The 14,715-nt window shown below is 60.7% G+C and carries 13 protein-coding genes; 4 read left to right on the top strand and 9 right to left on the bottom strand.

The features are described from left to right. Positions 1–57 precede the first annotated feature (57 nt). The 3 genes from AC2T3R_RS10920 to AC2T3R_RS10910 form a co-directional block, all read right to left on the bottom strand. The gene (locus tag AC2T3R_RS10920) at positions 58–894 is read right to left on the bottom strand and encodes a FecR family protein (RefSeq protein ID WP_486745089.1); all 837 of its coding nucleotides are present in this window, start codon (positions 892–894) and stop codon (positions 58–60) included. Continuing rightward, the gene (locus AC2T3R_RS10915) at positions 891–1,415 is read right to left on the bottom strand and encodes an RNA polymerase sigma factor (protein WP_015270088.1); all 525 of its coding nucleotides are present in this window, start codon (positions 1,413–1,415) and stop codon (positions 891–893) included. The genes AC2T3R_RS10920 and AC2T3R_RS10915 overlap by 4 nt, the downstream gene beginning before the upstream one ends. Before the next feature lie 93 nt (positions 1,416–1,508). Further along, a complete protein-coding gene (locus AC2T3R_RS10910) occupies positions 1,509–1,895 on the bottom strand; it encodes a MerR family transcriptional regulator (protein WP_023660557.1) in 387 nt (128 codons plus the stop codon). 73 nt (positions 1,896–1,968) lie between these two features. Between AC2T3R_RS10910 and AC2T3R_RS10905 the strand changes: the two genes are divergently transcribed. The 3 genes from AC2T3R_RS10905 to AC2T3R_RS10895 all read left to right on the top strand — a co-directional run bounded on the left by AC2T3R_RS10905 (position 1,969) and on the right by AC2T3R_RS10895 (position 5,665). After that, a complete protein-coding gene (locus AC2T3R_RS10905; RefSeq protein WP_486745088.1) occupies positions 1,969–3,069 on the top strand; it encodes an SDR family oxidoreductase in 1,101 nt (366 codons plus the stop codon). 160 nt (positions 3,070–3,229) lie between these two features. After that, positions 3,230–4,741 (top strand): sensor domain-containing diguanylate cyclase, encoded by a 1,512-nt coding sequence (locus AC2T3R_RS10900; RefSeq protein WP_410953021.1) that lies wholly within the window; start codon positions 3,230–3,232, stop codon positions 4,739–4,741. A 24-nt stretch (positions 4,742–4,765) separates the two neighbouring features. Beyond that, positions 4,766–5,665, top strand: a complete 900-nt coding sequence (locus AC2T3R_RS10895) for a DMT family transporter (protein ID WP_486745087.1) — start codon at positions 4,766–4,768, stop codon at positions 5,663–5,665. A 62-nt stretch (positions 5,666–5,727) separates the two neighbouring features. On the opposite strand, the gene AC2T3R_RS10890 is transcribed toward AC2T3R_RS10895, so the two are convergent. From AC2T3R_RS10890 to AC2T3R_RS10875, 4 genes are all read right to left on the bottom strand, one after another. Beyond that, complete coding sequence (locus AC2T3R_RS10890; RefSeq protein ID WP_054573820.1) at positions 5,728–6,981, bottom strand: OprD family porin; 1,254 nt, start codon at positions 6,979–6,981, stop codon at positions 5,728–5,730. Positions 6,982–7,039: 58 nt separating this feature from the next. Then, entirely contained in the window at positions 7,040–8,344 is a 1,305-nt protein-coding gene (locus AC2T3R_RS10885) for a CitMHS family transporter (protein WP_013972233.1), read from the bottom strand. 123 nt (positions 8,345–8,467) lie between these two features. Next, entirely contained in the window at positions 8,468–9,781 is a 1,314-nt protein-coding gene (dctA, locus tag AC2T3R_RS10880) for a C4-dicarboxylate transporter DctA (RefSeq protein ID WP_003256769.1), read from the bottom strand. 73 nt (positions 9,782–9,854) lie between these two features. Continuing rightward, complete coding sequence (locus AC2T3R_RS10875; RefSeq protein ID WP_015270082.1) at positions 9,855–10,934, bottom strand: 4-oxalomesaconate tautomerase; 1,080 nt, start codon at positions 10,932–10,934, stop codon at positions 9,855–9,857. A 147-nt stretch (positions 10,935–11,081) separates the two neighbouring features. Here AC2T3R_RS10875 and AC2T3R_RS10870 point away from each other — a divergent pair, with 147 nt between their 5' ends. Beyond that, positions 11,082–11,975, top strand: coding sequence for a LysR family transcriptional regulator (locus AC2T3R_RS10870; protein ID WP_013972231.1), 894 nt, complete (start codon positions 11,082–11,084; stop codon positions 11,973–11,975). A gap of 60 nt (positions 11,976–12,035) precedes the next feature. On the opposite strand, the gene tcuB is transcribed toward AC2T3R_RS10870, so the two are convergent. Both tcuB and tcuA read right to left on the bottom strand, forming a co-directional pair. Next, positions 12,036–13,217, bottom strand: a complete 1,182-nt coding sequence (tcuB, locus tag AC2T3R_RS10865; RefSeq protein WP_410953019.1) for a tricarballylate utilization 4Fe-4S protein TcuB — start codon at positions 13,215–13,217, stop codon at positions 12,036–12,038. Continuing rightward, positions 13,198–14,652 carry an FAD-dependent tricarballylate dehydrogenase TcuA gene (gene tcuA / locus AC2T3R_RS10860; RefSeq protein ID WP_015270080.1) on the bottom strand — a complete coding sequence of 485 codons (1,455 nt, stop codon included), beginning with the start codon at positions 14,650–14,652 and terminating at the stop codon, positions 13,198–13,200. The genes tcuB and tcuA overlap by 20 nt, the downstream gene beginning before the upstream one ends. Positions 14,653–14,715 lie beyond the last annotated feature (63 nt).

Genomic DNA, 14,715 nt, shown 5'->3' with positions numbered 1-14,715 from the left:
GTTGGGCTTTTTCAGTAGCCGCCATGGGGATCGAGAAACCCTACCTGCGCCTGAGAATTATTTTCTTGTCGGTTTGCGTTGAATCCGGACGCTGCCGTCCCCTACCTGCAGCACGGCGACAGGCAGAATGCTGGGCAGCAGATCCAGTAGCAGGTCGACATTGCGCGCTTCGAACACCCCCGTCACCTTGAGTGCGGCCAGGCTTGGGTCGCTCAGCTCGATGGGGGCCTTGCGATAGTGGCGCAACAACGACACCGCTTCTTCCAGCGGCGTCTGCTCGAACACGATGCGATCATCTTTCCATGCCATCGCCTTGGAGGCGTCAGCCTTTGCAACCGGCATCAGTTGCCCGCCAATCGAGTCGACCTGTTGCCCTGGCCTCAGGGTGACAGGCGCCTGTGCTGCAGCTGCAGCGGTGACGTCCACGCGCCCACGGGCCAGGGTCACACGCACCGCGTCGTTATCCAGCCGGCGGACATTGAACAGCGTACCGAGCACCTCGACTTTCGCCATGCCAGCGGACACCACGAAGGGGCGGTACACGGCCGAGGACACATCGAAAAGCGCCTGCCCTGCGCACAGGTCGACTTCGCGGCTGAGCAGACGCCAACTGATATCGACATGCGTGCCACTGTCGAGCAGCAGCTTGCTTCCATCGCTCAGCAGCACAGCGCGCCGCTCACCAATGGCGGTAGCGAAACGCTCGCTCTTGTAGGCAGGGTTCAGCCACGCCAGGGCCGAAAAGGCGATCGCAACCGCTAGTGTAATACCGGCCGACCTCACCGCTTTGGAGGGCGCTGGCCTGGACGGCGGCATGGGGAACAGCTGCTTGAGCTCTTCACGATGTCGCCCCAGTGCCTCGTCCAATGGCGCCTGTTCGGGCTGCTTGGTCATGGATGCACCTCATCGCGCCCAAGCCGTTGCCTGCACGCCGCCAACCCCAGGCGCAGATGCTTTTCCACAGTCTTCAGGGAAATACCGAGGCGCGCAGCTACTTCTGCCTGGGGGATTTCGTGAATCTTGTGCATGACGAAAACAGCCTGGCAGCGTGGTGGGAGGTCTGCGATAGCGTTGACGAGCAGTTGAAACTCGCGCGCGCTGTCATACCTGGTCACCGGGGTGGCTGCCGGGCAGGCCACCTCTGGCAGCTCGGAAATTGCCTCTACCCAGGCGCCTCGGCGGCGATCGCTACGATAGCGGCTCACGGCGGTGTCGTGGGAGATTTTTCGTAGCAGGGCCAGTGGGGTTCTGACGTCTTCTTTCTCACCGCGCTCAAGCAACTGCACACACACGTCATGCACTACATCGCGCGCCACGCTTCTGTCGCCGAAGCGTCGGCGAATGTGGTCCACCAGCTCGTCATAGTGACGGACCAATGTAGACAGCAGCGACGGTTTGGCGGGATCGAACGACACGATGCATCCTGGATAAGAGGTAGGCCTCGAAAACAAGACACAAGTGTAAATGAGAAATAATTGCGAATAAACAAGCTACTGCATCGAGCCATGCTAAACCGAGAGAGGGCGAGGAATGGTCAGACCGTTGGCAATGGCACTGGCTTCCAGCTTTGCACGCTCCGCATCCAGAAAGACATAGGCGGCTTGCAGCGTGTTGATCTTCGCTTGAATTTCGGCCATCTTGCCGGCTACCAACATCGCGCCTTGGGCGCAATCGATCGTGTTACCGCGCTTGGCCGCAAGGATGTCGCCAATCTCGGCGAGCGAAAAACCGCCACTCTGGGCACTTTGAATAAAGGCCAGGTCAACAACGGTCTGGTCGCTGTAGCTGCGGTAATTGTTGGCTTGGCGATGGGCCACGATAAGCCCGAGTTGCTCGTAATAACGCAATGTATGGCGGCCCACCCCACTCCGGCGCTCCAACTCTCCGACATTCACGATAAAAATTCCTTGACTGTAGAGTAGGCTCTACACCTTAGCCTGCGCCGATCATCCAGACAAGGATTCAGATATGAGCGTGGAATGCTTCGTCACTGGCGGCAGTGGGTTTGTGGGTCAACATCTGCTGGCCCATCTTACCGCGACAGGGCACAAGACCTGGGTGCTCATGCGCAACCCTGCAAACATCGAACGCCTCAAAGAGCAGGTAGGCCAACTGGGAGGTAATCCTGCCTATTTAAACGCAGTTGAAGGAGACATCAGCAGGGATGGGCTTGGACTCAGCGAAGCAGACAGGCAATGCGTAACTTCGGCCGCGGTGGCCTTTCACCTCGCGGCGCAGTTTACCTGGGGCCTTACAATGGAACAGGCCCGCGCAGTCAACGTACAAGGGGCGCTGAGGGTCGCCAGGCTTGCGGCGAGCCAGCGTATCCGCTTGCTGATGGCTGGTGGTTATATGCTGCAGAACTTTACCCATCTTGCAAGTATCGGGGTTGATAACGCGCACCCTGAAAACACCAATTGGCCTGCAGTATACGGCCGTGTCGGGGGCTACGAAGGCAGCAAGCTGGAGTCCCATTTCGCGGTCATCCGTTACATGCAGGAGGTAGGCGCAGATTACTCGATCGTTCATCCTGCTACGGTATGTGGTCACAGCGAGAGTGGGCATATCCCTGAAGGTCAACCTCTGGTGGACCTCATCAGAAACCTGGCACTGGGCCGGTTCAAGGCTGTCCCCGGTTCCGCCAGGCACTGGTTGCCGCTGGTCAGCGTTGATTACCTGGTAAAGATGATGACGTGCGTGGCGTTCGACCCATCAATGGTCAACCGGCAGGTCCTGGCGCTGTATGAGCACACGCCGAACCTGCAGGGTATGCTTGAGCAAATGGCACAAACGCTGGATATAGAGCCCCCCCGCCGCCATGTACCCATAGGGTTGCTGAAGTGGCTGTTGGCGATTCCAGGGCTGGCCAACCGATTATCGATCAGCGCGGAGTCACTGAACTTCATCCAGACGCAGCGGTTCGACATGAACGACAGCCAGCAACTGGAACGAAAGTATCAGTTGGCCCATCCCGACATGACGCGAACTTTGGAAAAGACGGTGCGCTACGTTGAGGGTTACTTGCCCAATCGTCATGTTCATACTTCTGCATACCCTGCCGGAAGATAACAAACGGGTTCTGACAGAACGCGTAATTCTGTCGAACATTCCAGCAACTTCGGTGTTATATTGTTGCACATGAACCGATTGGTTACTTCCTGACCGTCTGGTTAGTTAAAGCGTGTCGACGCTCAACTTGGTCTTTAGGGAAAAAGGCGTGTGAATTGACGTGAAGCGTGACATCCACCTCGTTGTGCTACTGCTATCGGTCATCGGTTGCTCTCTCGCCTCGCTAACGCTGTGGAAGGTCATGGCTTCTCGCGAGCGTGCCCTGGAAGACGTCAATGTCCATGGCCTTAACCTGACCCAGGCATTGTCCACCTATTCGGAAGGTATTGTCCGTCAGAGCTCAATGCTGCTGCTCGGGCTGGTCGAGCGCCTGGAAACCGAGGGCTCCGGACCTGCGCAGATCGAGCGGCTGGATCAACTGGTCAAGCGCCAGCAACCATTGATGCCGCCAATGAGCGGCATCATGATCTACGCCAGGGACGGACGCTGGCTGATGTCGTCCAACCAGCCGACCCCGGTCGGTGCCAATAGCAGCGACCGCGCCTTTTTCATACACCATCGTGACGACCCGTCCCGCGACCCTTTCATCGGCCTGCCAATCCGTAGCCGCGTCAACCAGGAATGGGTGATCACCATCAGCCGGCGGTTCAACGATAACCATGGCGAATTCGCCGGCGTTGTCGCCATGACGCTTGGCGTGGAGAACTTCCTGCAGCTATTCGGCAAACTCGATGTCGGCCATGAGGGTGCCATCGGGCTGGCCTATACCGACGGTTCCATGCTGGTGCGCTACCCGTTTCGGGAACAGGACATGGGTCGCAACTTTTCGAAGTCGCCCATCTTTACCAAGTATCTCGTTGACCAGTCAGCAGGCACTGCATCGTTCACCTCCAGCCTGGACGGCGTGGAGCGCCTCTATGCATTTCGCAAGAGCGACAAGCTACCTTTGGTGACAACGGTCGCGCTGGGCAAGCAGGAGGCACTCTCGGCCTGGCGGCTCGAGGCGCTGCTGTCAACGCTGGTGGTCGCTGTGCTGCTGGCACTGACCGGGGCCATTGGCTGGCTGTTGATTCGCGCCATGAGCCGGCGAAATGCGGTCGAAAGCGAGCTTCGACTGACCCAGCAACGGCTACTCGACAGCAACCAGCAGCTCGAGAGCCTGGCGATGCACGATGCGCTCACGGGGCTTGCCAACCGGCGCTGCTTTGACGAAGCGCTGACTCAGGAAATCCGCACGGCCCATCGCAATGGCACCACGCTGGCTTTGCTGATGATCGACATCGATCATTTCAAACCCTACAACGACACCTACGGGCATCCGGCGGGCGATGCCTGCCTGCAGCAGATAGCCTCCCTGCTCTCCTCCTGCATTCGCCGCCCTCGCGACCTGCTGGCACGCTACGGGGGAGAGGAAATGGCGGTAATCCTGCCCGATACCGACAACGATGGAGCTGCCGTCGTCGGCAGGCTGATGCTCGAACGCCTGGCCTTGCAAGCCATCCCTCACAAAGGCAGCCCATTCGGACACATAACCGCCAGTATCGGCATCGCCTGCTCCAAAGGTACGGCCCTGGACAGCGCGCCATCACTGATTGAGCGCGCCGACCGGGCGCTCTATATCGCCAAGCAGGCCGGCCGCAATCGCCTCCATGTCGACCGGTCGAAGACATAAAGCCAAATAACAAGGAATGTATAAATGCAATCTCAATTCAGCAAAGGCTTGCTCTTTGCACTCTGCGCCGCTGCACTGAATGCAACGATCGGTGTACTCAGCAAGGTATTGATGAACAGTGGATTCAGTTCCAGCAGCATCGCCCTGATAAAAACAGTCCTCGGCTGCCTATTGCTGTCAGCACTGCTACTGTTCCTCAAGCGGCCACTGCATACGGCCAAATGGTTCCATGCCGCCGTTTGCGCCTTTCTCGGCATTTTTGTGCTGTTCCACTTTGAGACTTCGGCCTATAGCCATTACGCCGCGGCAGGCGTCGTGGTGATCCTGATGGCGAGCGCCTCCATTTCTTCGATATTACTGGGACGGATAGTCCTCAAGGATCCAATCACCGCCAATGCCACAGTAGGCGCCGGTTTGACCATAGCCGGTATTGCCGTGATTTTTGGAGCCGACCTGGACCAAGGCTTCACGCTGCAAGGCGCAATGCTCGCTGCGACTGGGGGCTGCGGCTACGGTGCATTTTCAGTTGCCATGAAGCGCATGGGCGTTTCCGGGGGGCTGCATTTCACTCGGCAACTATTGTTTTTCGGCAGTCTCTACCTGCTGATGCCAGCTGCAACCGATGGGTTCATCATGGGTGAACTGTCGCTGGGAGCGGTCCTGGCATTGCTGGCGCTGGCTGCGTTGCCGACTATCCTCGGCTTCTTCTGTACCACCAAGGCCATCGAATATTTGAAGCCATCACAAGTGCAGGCACTGGAGCTGACTGAACCGCTGTTTGCCGCGCTTCTAGCGTTCGTGATCCTCAATGAAGTGCCACGAGACACCTTGTACCCGGGGGCCGGGCTGATCCTCTGCGGATTATGTTTCTCCAACGAGCTGATCCGGTTAGGCAAAAAAGCACCACAACCGTCCGGTGCATAATTCATTTTCAATCAGCACCCGGCGAGCACGCGCTCCTTGAGGCGCATGCTCGCACTGCCGCATTACCAGACTGCAATATCGTAGGTGAGATAAATCCGGTTGCTGTCACGACCTCGGGCAAAGTCAGAGCGGTATACATAGTTGCGCAGTTTCACGCCCAGCCCTTTGACTGGCCCGGACTGCACCACGTAGGCAAGCTCCACATCACGCTCCCACTCGCTGAGCCCGGCTTCACCGGAACGACCGTTGTCCCCGCTCAGGTAACGCGCCATGAAGGTCAGCCCGGGCACACCGGCCGCTGCAAAGTTGTAGGCGTAGCTCGCCATCCAGGTTTTCTCTTCCTCCTCGATGAACTTGCCTATGCCAACGTTACTGAACGAGTAAACCGTCGCGCCGCTGATGTACGGCAGCCCTGCCTCGCCGTCGAGCACCTGGTAACCGGCACCGACAGTGTGCCCGGAGTGGGTATAGGACAACTGCCCGCTGAACATGTCATTGTCGATCTGGCCGCCATGAGCGGCTCCGCTGTCGCGGCTCTTGAAATAGCGCAAGTCGGTGGTGAACACCCCTCCACCCAACGGCAGGTCGTGTACCAGGCCGGCATAGTCCTGGCGATAGAAGTGTTCGAGCTGGCCGTGGAAATAGCTCAAGCGCAGCTGCTTGCTGACGGCATAGTCGGCACCGGCAAAGTTGAAATCGCCAGACTCGCCGCCACCATAACCATCCAGGAACAGACCGGTGCTGTCCGAGGAGTCCCGCTGCTTGAAGCGGTCCAGGTGGCCGGCGGTCAGGGTCAGGCCATCGACATCGGTACTGGTCAGCTGCGTACCCTGGTAGGTCTGAGGCAACAATCGTGCATCGTTGTACACCAGCACCGGTGTCTTGGGCAGCAAGGTACCATGCTTGACGATGGTCTGCCCCAGTCGCGCCTTGGCGGTTACCCCGGCACTGGCGAACTCGTCCGCGGCACGGCCATCGTCATGCACCGGCAGCAAGCCGGTACCGCTGCGGCCGCGGCCCGAATCGAGCCGGACGCCTACAAGCCCCAGGGCATCGAGCCCTAGGCCCAGCGGGCCTTGGGTGAACCCTGATTGGTAGTCGAGCAGAAAACCCTGTGCCCATTCCACACGCTCGCTCTTTGCAGTTGCAGCAGCGCGGGCGCTCATGCCTTGTTCGTCGCGGAAGTTTTCGTTGAAGTAAACGTTGCGCAGCTGCAGCTTGAGCTTGCCGTCGTCGATGAATCCGGCAGCGCCGGCCACAGGCAGCCAGCCGCAGAGCAGGCCACAGGTGGCCCGGCGGAAAACAGTTCGGGACATTTTCGATACTCTGTTGTTGTTCTTGGATGAGGTGGGCGCCAGCGGCGCCCGAAGCAGATCAGACGAAGAAGGACAAGGCACCCGTGACCAAGGCCAGTGCGGTGATGACCAGTGATGTCAGCACCGCCCATTTCACGGTGGCCTTCTGGAAGTCGCCGATGTCGCGATCGACCATGCCCACCAGCAGCAAGGTCGAGGCCACCAGCGGGCTCATCAGGTGCACTGGCTGCCCCAGCACCGAGGCGCGGGCGATTTCAACCGGGTCGATGCCGTAGGCGGCCGCAGCGTTGGCAAGGATCGGCACCACGCCGAAGTAGTAAGCGTCGTTGGACAGTACGAAGGTCAGCGGCATGCTGGTCAGCGCCACCACCAGCGGGAACCAGTGGCTCCACGCCTCGGGAATCCAGTCGACCAGGGTCTGAGCCAGCGCATCGACCATCTTGGTACCCGAGAAGATCCCCGCGAAGATGCCTGCGGCGAATACCAGCAGTACCACTGTCATGGCATTGCCAGAATGGGCGAGGATGCGCTCTTTCTGCAGATCCAGCTGCGGGTAGTTGATCATCAGCGCCGCGACGAAACCGATCATGAACAACAGTGCGGAATGCATCACGCCCATCACCAGCGCTGCCATGACGGCAATCACCAGCACCAGGTTCACATACGCCAGGCGTGGGCGCTTATGTGGGCTCTCGCCGAGGATTTCCTTGATGTAGCAGTTGCCGCCACCCGACTCCAGGGCGATGTTGCCGATGCGTCGGCGCTCGGCGCGGCCCAGCAGGAACGCGGTGAACACCACCCAGGCCGCACCGCCGATCACGGTCGGCAGCATCGGGATGAAATACTCGGTCGCATCCAGCCCGAGCGCGGCAATGGCCCGGGTGGCCGGCCCACCCCAAGGGCTCATGCCACTCATGATGCTCAGCGACAGCATGGATACCGTGGCCAGGATCATCGGGTTCATGCCAATGCGCTTGTACAGCGGCAGCATGGCCGCACAGGTAATCATGTAGGTGGTGGTGCCATCACCGTCGAGCGCCACCAACAGCGAGAGCAGCGCGGTACCGATGGCGATCTTGACCGGGTCGCCATTGACGCGCTTGAGGATCTTGCGGATCAGCGGGTCGAACAGGCCGGCATCGATCATCAGGCCGAAGAACAGGATGGCGAACAACAACAGGGCCGCCGAGGGCGCCACCATTTTCAAGCCATCGAGCATCATCTTGCCCAGCTCGGGGGCGAAGCCGCCGATCACTGCAAAGACAATGGGTACCACGGTGAGCGCAACGATTGGCGACAGGCGTTTGCTCATGATCAGGTAGGTGAAGGTCACCACCATGATCAGGCCCAGGAGTGCGAGCATGGTCTTTTCTCTTGTTTTTATTCTATTGCGGCCATCGGCAAGGCAGACGGCCCCCTACCCCACTCGGCATCGCAGGGATGCTGAGTGGGATTCTAAGTCAACTATGGAAGGTGAAGAGGCTTTTCAGCCGTGATGCCGAGGCTCGGCAGACCAGTCGGCCTGCGCAATATCCGCCTCGTCCGGTGCAGCCGGAATGCCGTTCAGGCGGCGCAGCAAGGTTTCCCGCTCACAGGCATTCTCCGACAGCGAGATGACCACCGTGGCCACGGCATTGCTGGCCAGGCTGGTCAGGGCACGCGCCTCGGACATGAAGCGATCGATGCCGATCAGCAAGGCAAGCCCTGCCAACGGGATGTCGTGAATGACGGTCAAGGTCGAAGCCAGCGCAACGAAACCACTACCGGTCACACCCGCCGCGCCTTTTGACGACAACAGCATGATCGCCAGCATCGTCACCGTCTGGCCAAGGCTCAGGTCGATGTTGCAAGCTTGAGCGATGAAGACCGCCGCCAACGACAGGTAGATGGCAGTACCGTCGAGGTTGAAGGAGTAACCGGTTGGCAGTACCAGCCCGACCACACCTTTCTTGCAGCCCAGTTTCTCCAGCTTTTCCAGCATGCGCGGCAGTACAGGCTCGGTGGACGAGGTGCCGAGCACCACCAGAAACTCCTCGCGGAAATAGCGCAGCAGCTTCCACAAGCTGAAGCCATGGGCACGGCAGATGCCGCCAAGCACCACCAGCACGAAGAACGCACAGGCGATGTAGAGCGTACCGACCAGCTTGGCCAGTGCCCCCAGGGACGTCACGCCGTACTGCCCGACGGTAAAGGCCAGCGCACCGAAGGCGCCGACCGGGGCGAAGCGCATCAGGTAGCCAAAGATGCGAAACACCATGGTCGAGGCAGACTCCAGCACATCGAGTACCGGCTTGCCCTTCTCGCCCATCGAAGACAAGGCGAAGCCGCTGAGCACCGCGATGAACAGCACCGGCAACACTTCACCCTTGTTGAACGCCCCGATGAACGTGTCGGGAATGATATGCATGAAGAAGTCGACCACGCTGAGCTTCGCCGCAGATGCGGCGTACTGGCCGAGCCCCGCAGTGCTGAGAGTGGCAGGGTCGATGTTCATGCCGACACCAGGACGGAACAGGTATACCGCTGCCAGGCCGATCATCAGGCTGATGACAGTCAATACCAGGAACAGCAGCAAGGTCTTGCTCATCAAACGCCCGAGGGAGCGCTTGTCGGTCATCCCGGCGATACCGGTGACGATGGTGCAGAAGACCACCGGCGCGATCATCATCTTGATCAGCTTGATGAACGCATCACCCAGGGGCTTGAGCGCAACGGCCTGTTGCGCCCAGAAGTGACCGACCACCACGCCCAGCAGGACGGCGCAGAGGATCTGGAAGTACAGCGATTTGGCGAGTCTCATGAGGCATCACCCATTGTTGAAATTGTGCGGATGCGCTTGTTGCGAATGTACAGGTCTGGACTACCGCCTGGGCCTACCCCGCCAACCTGCGGAATGTAGGCGCGTAAACGAAGCCTGAGAACAGCCGCCGGGCGGTTCGCACCACAGAGGCCTGAATCGTCTTGCCATCTGCGCCACTGCGCGACAGCGCGACATCGATACCGCCGCTTGGATGTTCCAGACGCACTTCGGTCAACTGCACGGCGCCCTCGCCCAGCAGATCGCCGATCACCGTACCTGGGCTGACGCAGGCAGTCGCCAGCCCTATCGCTCCGGTGATGGCCAAGGCGCGGTGGCAGTTGTGCGGCATGAAGTAGCGAACCTGCAACGTGCCGTCATAACGGGGCTTGGACACCAGAACAGGCTTGGGGATGACCATGCCGCTGACATCACCCAGGCCCATGGCCTTGCCGGCCTTCAGGCGCAACGCCTCGAGGCGCTCGAGCAGTTCGCCGTTGGCGTCGAGTTCGGCCGGGGATTCCGAGCCGGTGACGCCCAGCTGGCTGGCCTCCACCACCATCATCGGCATGGCCATGTCGATGCAGGTGACCGCAACGCCGTCGATCACATCCTTGGCCTTGCCAGTCGGGAACAGTTTGCCGGTCTTGCTGCCGACCGCATCGAGGAAGGTCAGGTGTACCGGGGCGGCAGTGCCCGGTACGCCATCGATCGCCGTGCGGCCTTCATAGCGCACGATGCCGCCGGGGGTTTCCACCAGCGAATTGACGAAAGTGCCGGTGTTCAGGTTGCGAATACGCACCAGCGTCTTGCCGTCCTGGCCTTTGACAAGCCCTTGCTCGATGGCGAACGGGCCAACGGCGCACAGCATGTTGCCGCAGTTGGGCGCGGTATCGACCCGGCGCTGGGCGACCATGACCTGCACGAACAGGTAGTCGACGTCGGCGTCGGCATGCAGCGAGGGGCTGACAATCGCTACCTTGCTGGTCTGCGGGCTACCGCCACCGATGCCGTCGATTTCCAGTTCATGCCCGGAACCCATCAGGTTGATCAGCAATTCGTCGCGTTCGACCACATTGGCAGGAAGGTCCCATGCATGGAAAAAGGGGCCCTTGGAGGTGCCACCGCGCATGAGTACGCAAGGAATTCGTTGCATGATTTCGCACTCTTGTTGATCAATGGACATCATTGATGCTGTGGACAAAAGATTGACAGGGATGGATAAATCAATCCAATGCAAATATCGTAGTTATTGTTCCGATTTGAGCATCAATACCGAACCCAATGCCAAGAGCGATCCGAGATGGAATATGAGCTGCAAGACATACGATCTTTCGTGAAAATCGCCGAACTCGGCAGCTTCCACGAAGCCGCAGAAGCGCTGCACCTGTCCCAGCCCGCCTTGAGCCGACGGATCAAGAAGCTCGAGGAAGGCTTGGGCACTTCGTTGCTGGAACGCACTACTCGTCGCGTCAGCCTGACCAGCGTCGGGCGTGACTTCCTGCCCAAGGCCAGGCGCCTGCTGGATGACTTCGAAGACTCGATCCTGAGCATTCGCGAACTCGCAGAACGACAGACCGGCCAGGTAACCCTCGCCTGTATTCCGACCGCAGCGTTCTATTTCCTGCCATCGGTGATCCGCGACTACAACGAGCAATACCCCAAGATCCGCATTCGTCTGCTGGACCTCAGTGCCAACGACGGGCTCGAAGCCGTGCTGCGGGGTGAAGCCGATTTCGGCATCAACATGATGAGTGGCCAGCACCCGGACATCGAGTTCGTCTCCCTGGTACAGGAGCACTTCGTGCTGGCCTGCCGCAGGGACCACAAGCTGGCGAACCGTGAGGCCGTCACCTGGACAGAACTGGCCGACTACCGCCTGATCGGCGTAGGCCGGCTTAGCGGTAACCGGATGCTGCTGGACCATGCCCTGTCCGGGCTCAACCTGCGGCCCAAGTGGTTCTATGAGGTTCAGCACCTGTCGACCTCGCTGGGCATGGTCGAGGCCGGGCTGGGCGTGTCGGCCATGCCCAGCCTGGCCATGCCCAGCGCCGACCACCCGACCCTGGTCAGCGTGCCGCTGATCGAGCCCCAGGTAACCCGCACCCTGGGGTTGGTCTACCGCAGAGGGGCGTCGCTGTCGCCGGCAGCGGAGAAGTTCGTGTCGATCCTGCTGGACAAGTGGCCCAACCGTTGAACGAAATGCCTTGCTTCCGGCTCGGCACGGCGCAAGGGGCATACGGACTGAGTTCATGGTTCACTCCCCGCCCAGGCCCAGCTTGTTGGGCCAGCGCTTCTCGATTGCAAACTTGAGCAGTGCCGCGCTGCGGAACAGGCCATGGGCAAACTTGCCATAGGGCAGCGTGATGAACAGCGCCATCACCGTCCCCAGGTGAAGCGCCAGCACGATCGCCATCGCGGCGGTATCACGCAGGCCCAGCAAGGCGAGGCCTGTGGCGCTGACCAACAGCAGAAGCAGAATGAAGGCCCGGTCCATGGGGCGCTGGGCCACATCGCCCTGCTCCGGCGCCCTGCGCAGGTTCAGCGCCAGCAACCCGGCCGGCCCGACAATCAAGCCAATTCCGCCCAGGGTTCCGAGCAACACCGGTGCACTCAGCAGCGGGTAGGGCGCCTGCTGGCCCAGCAGGTAGTGATAACCGGTGGCGACCACCGTGGCGGCAAAGCACAGCATGAAGCCGTAGAAGGTGAAGTGATGGAAGCGACGGCGCCAGAGCGTGTAGCGATCATCGGCATTGTTGCAACCTTGGCCGTGCCCACCGTCGAGGTATTTCAGGGTCAACACCGCGCTTGATGCCTCGAACACCGCCCCTTTGGCCGGTTGCGCCAGCGCCTCGGCAGGCGAGACCGAGCGCCAGAAGCGACGTACCGCCACCGCCAGGGCCAGCGCTGCAGCGGCAAAGACGCTACCGAACATCAGTGCCAGGGTGTTGTGCGGGAAGACCGCATAGAAATTCCCAGCCAACCGCCCGGGCAGCAGCGTGCCGTTGACGAACAAGGTCAGCAGCAGGAACAGCGACAAGGCTACGGCCAATGCACTGGCGACATAGGTGCCGTTGTGCCTGTACAGCCGCCCGAAGAGGGCCGGCCAGGCGTACTCGGCGTATGTCTGCCCGCGCACCTTGGCCATCGCCTGGGGCACGTTCACCGCGAATTCGTGGGGCTGCGCGTACTGGCAGGCATGCAGGCAGGCGCCGCAGTTGTGGCACAGGTTGGCCAGGTAATGGATATCGGCCTTGCCGAACTCCAGCCTGCGGGTCATCGCCGGGAAGACCGCGCAAAAGCCCTCGCAGTAACGGCAGGCATTGCAGATCCGCATTTGCCGGTCCACTTCCTGCTCCTCGACGTTCAACACCGGGATCAGTTCGAGGGCCGGCCCGGCGGTGTCAGGCTGGCGTGGCTCAGGCAGTTGCGCAGTCATGGCTCTTCTCTTTTTCTGGATGTTCGTAACCCGCCGCCGCAGCAGCGCTGGTCCCGGCGATACGGCCGAAGGCGGTGCCAATGGACATGCCGACGCCTGCGGTGTAGCCCTTGCCCAGTACATTGCCCGCCATCATTTCGCCAGCAACGAACAGGTTCGGGCTGGGACGCCCGTCGAAATGGACGGCGGCGGTTTCATCGGTGCGCAGCCCCAGGTAGGTGAAAGTCACGCCAGGGCGCAGCGGGTAGCCGTAATAAGGCGGCGTATCGATCGGGCGCGCCCAGTGGCTTTTCGCCGGTTCCAGGCCTGCGGTGTGGCAGTCGTCCAGCCGGGTGTGGTCGAAAGTGCCCACCTGGCAGGCTCGGTTGTAGGCATGCACGGTTTCGAGGAAGGCCTGCACAGGCAAACCGAGCAGGCCGGCCAACGCCTCCAGACTATCGGCGGTGGCACCCGGAAAAACCGGTGGCATGAAGCGCCCGAGGGCTTTCTGGTCGATGATAGAGAACCCCACCTGCCCAGGCTGATGCGCCACCAGGCGCCCCCAGATGGCATAGCGCTTGGGCCAGAAATCCTCGCCTTCATCGTAGAAGCGCTGGCCATCGCGGTTGACCACCACGCCCAGCGACACACAATCGATGCGCGTGCAAATGCCGCCGTCGTACAACGGCGCACGAGCATCGATCGCCACCATGTGCGCCTGGGTCGGGTCGCCAATCGTGTCGGCGCCCTGTTCGATCATGCGGCGCAACAGCACCCCGTCATTGAAGCGCGTGCCACGGATCAGGAAATTGTCCGAAGGCCACTCCCCTCGCTCGTTCTGCCCCCACGCCTCGCGCAACCACTCACGGTTGGACTCGAAGCCGCCGGCGGCAAGCACACAGGTACGCGCCTCGATGCGCTCGGCAGGCAGGTGTCGCCCCTGAACCTCACGCGCCGGCACATGGGCCGCGACGAAGCGTCCGCCCTGCAGTTCGATGTCGGCTACTGGCGTGTCGTAGCGTATCTGTACGCCAAGGTTTTCGGCGCTGCGAAAGTAGGCATTGACCAGTGCCTTGCCGCCGCCCATGAAGAAGGCGTTGGTCCTTGCTGTGTGCAGCGCACCCGACAATGAGGGCTGAAAATGCACGCCATGGCGGCGCATCCACCCACGACAACTGGAGGACGCGCGAATCACCAGCCGCGCAAGCTTTTCGTCGGTCTGGCCACCGGTAACCTTCAGCAGGTCCTGCCAGAATTCTTCTTCCGGGTACGCCTCGACCAGCACATCCTGCGGTCCATCATGCATGCACCTCAAGTTGCGCGTGTGTTGTGAGTTGCCACCACGCCAGGCGCGGGGTGCGGCCTCGAGCAGCAGCACGCTGGCTCCGGCCTCTCGCGCCATCAGCGCGGCACAGAGGGCGGCATTGCCCCCTCCGATGACTAGCACATCGATCATTTCGCCTCCAGATCACGAAGAGCCGAATGTTCGGCTGCTCCTCGTGACCGGGGACTTTAATGA

Source organism: Pseudomonas sp. PVC-5-1 (assembly GCF_057444345.1).
The sequence above is the reverse complement of the archived record's forward strand: the minus strand, read 5'-3'. Positions and strand labels throughout refer to the sequence as shown.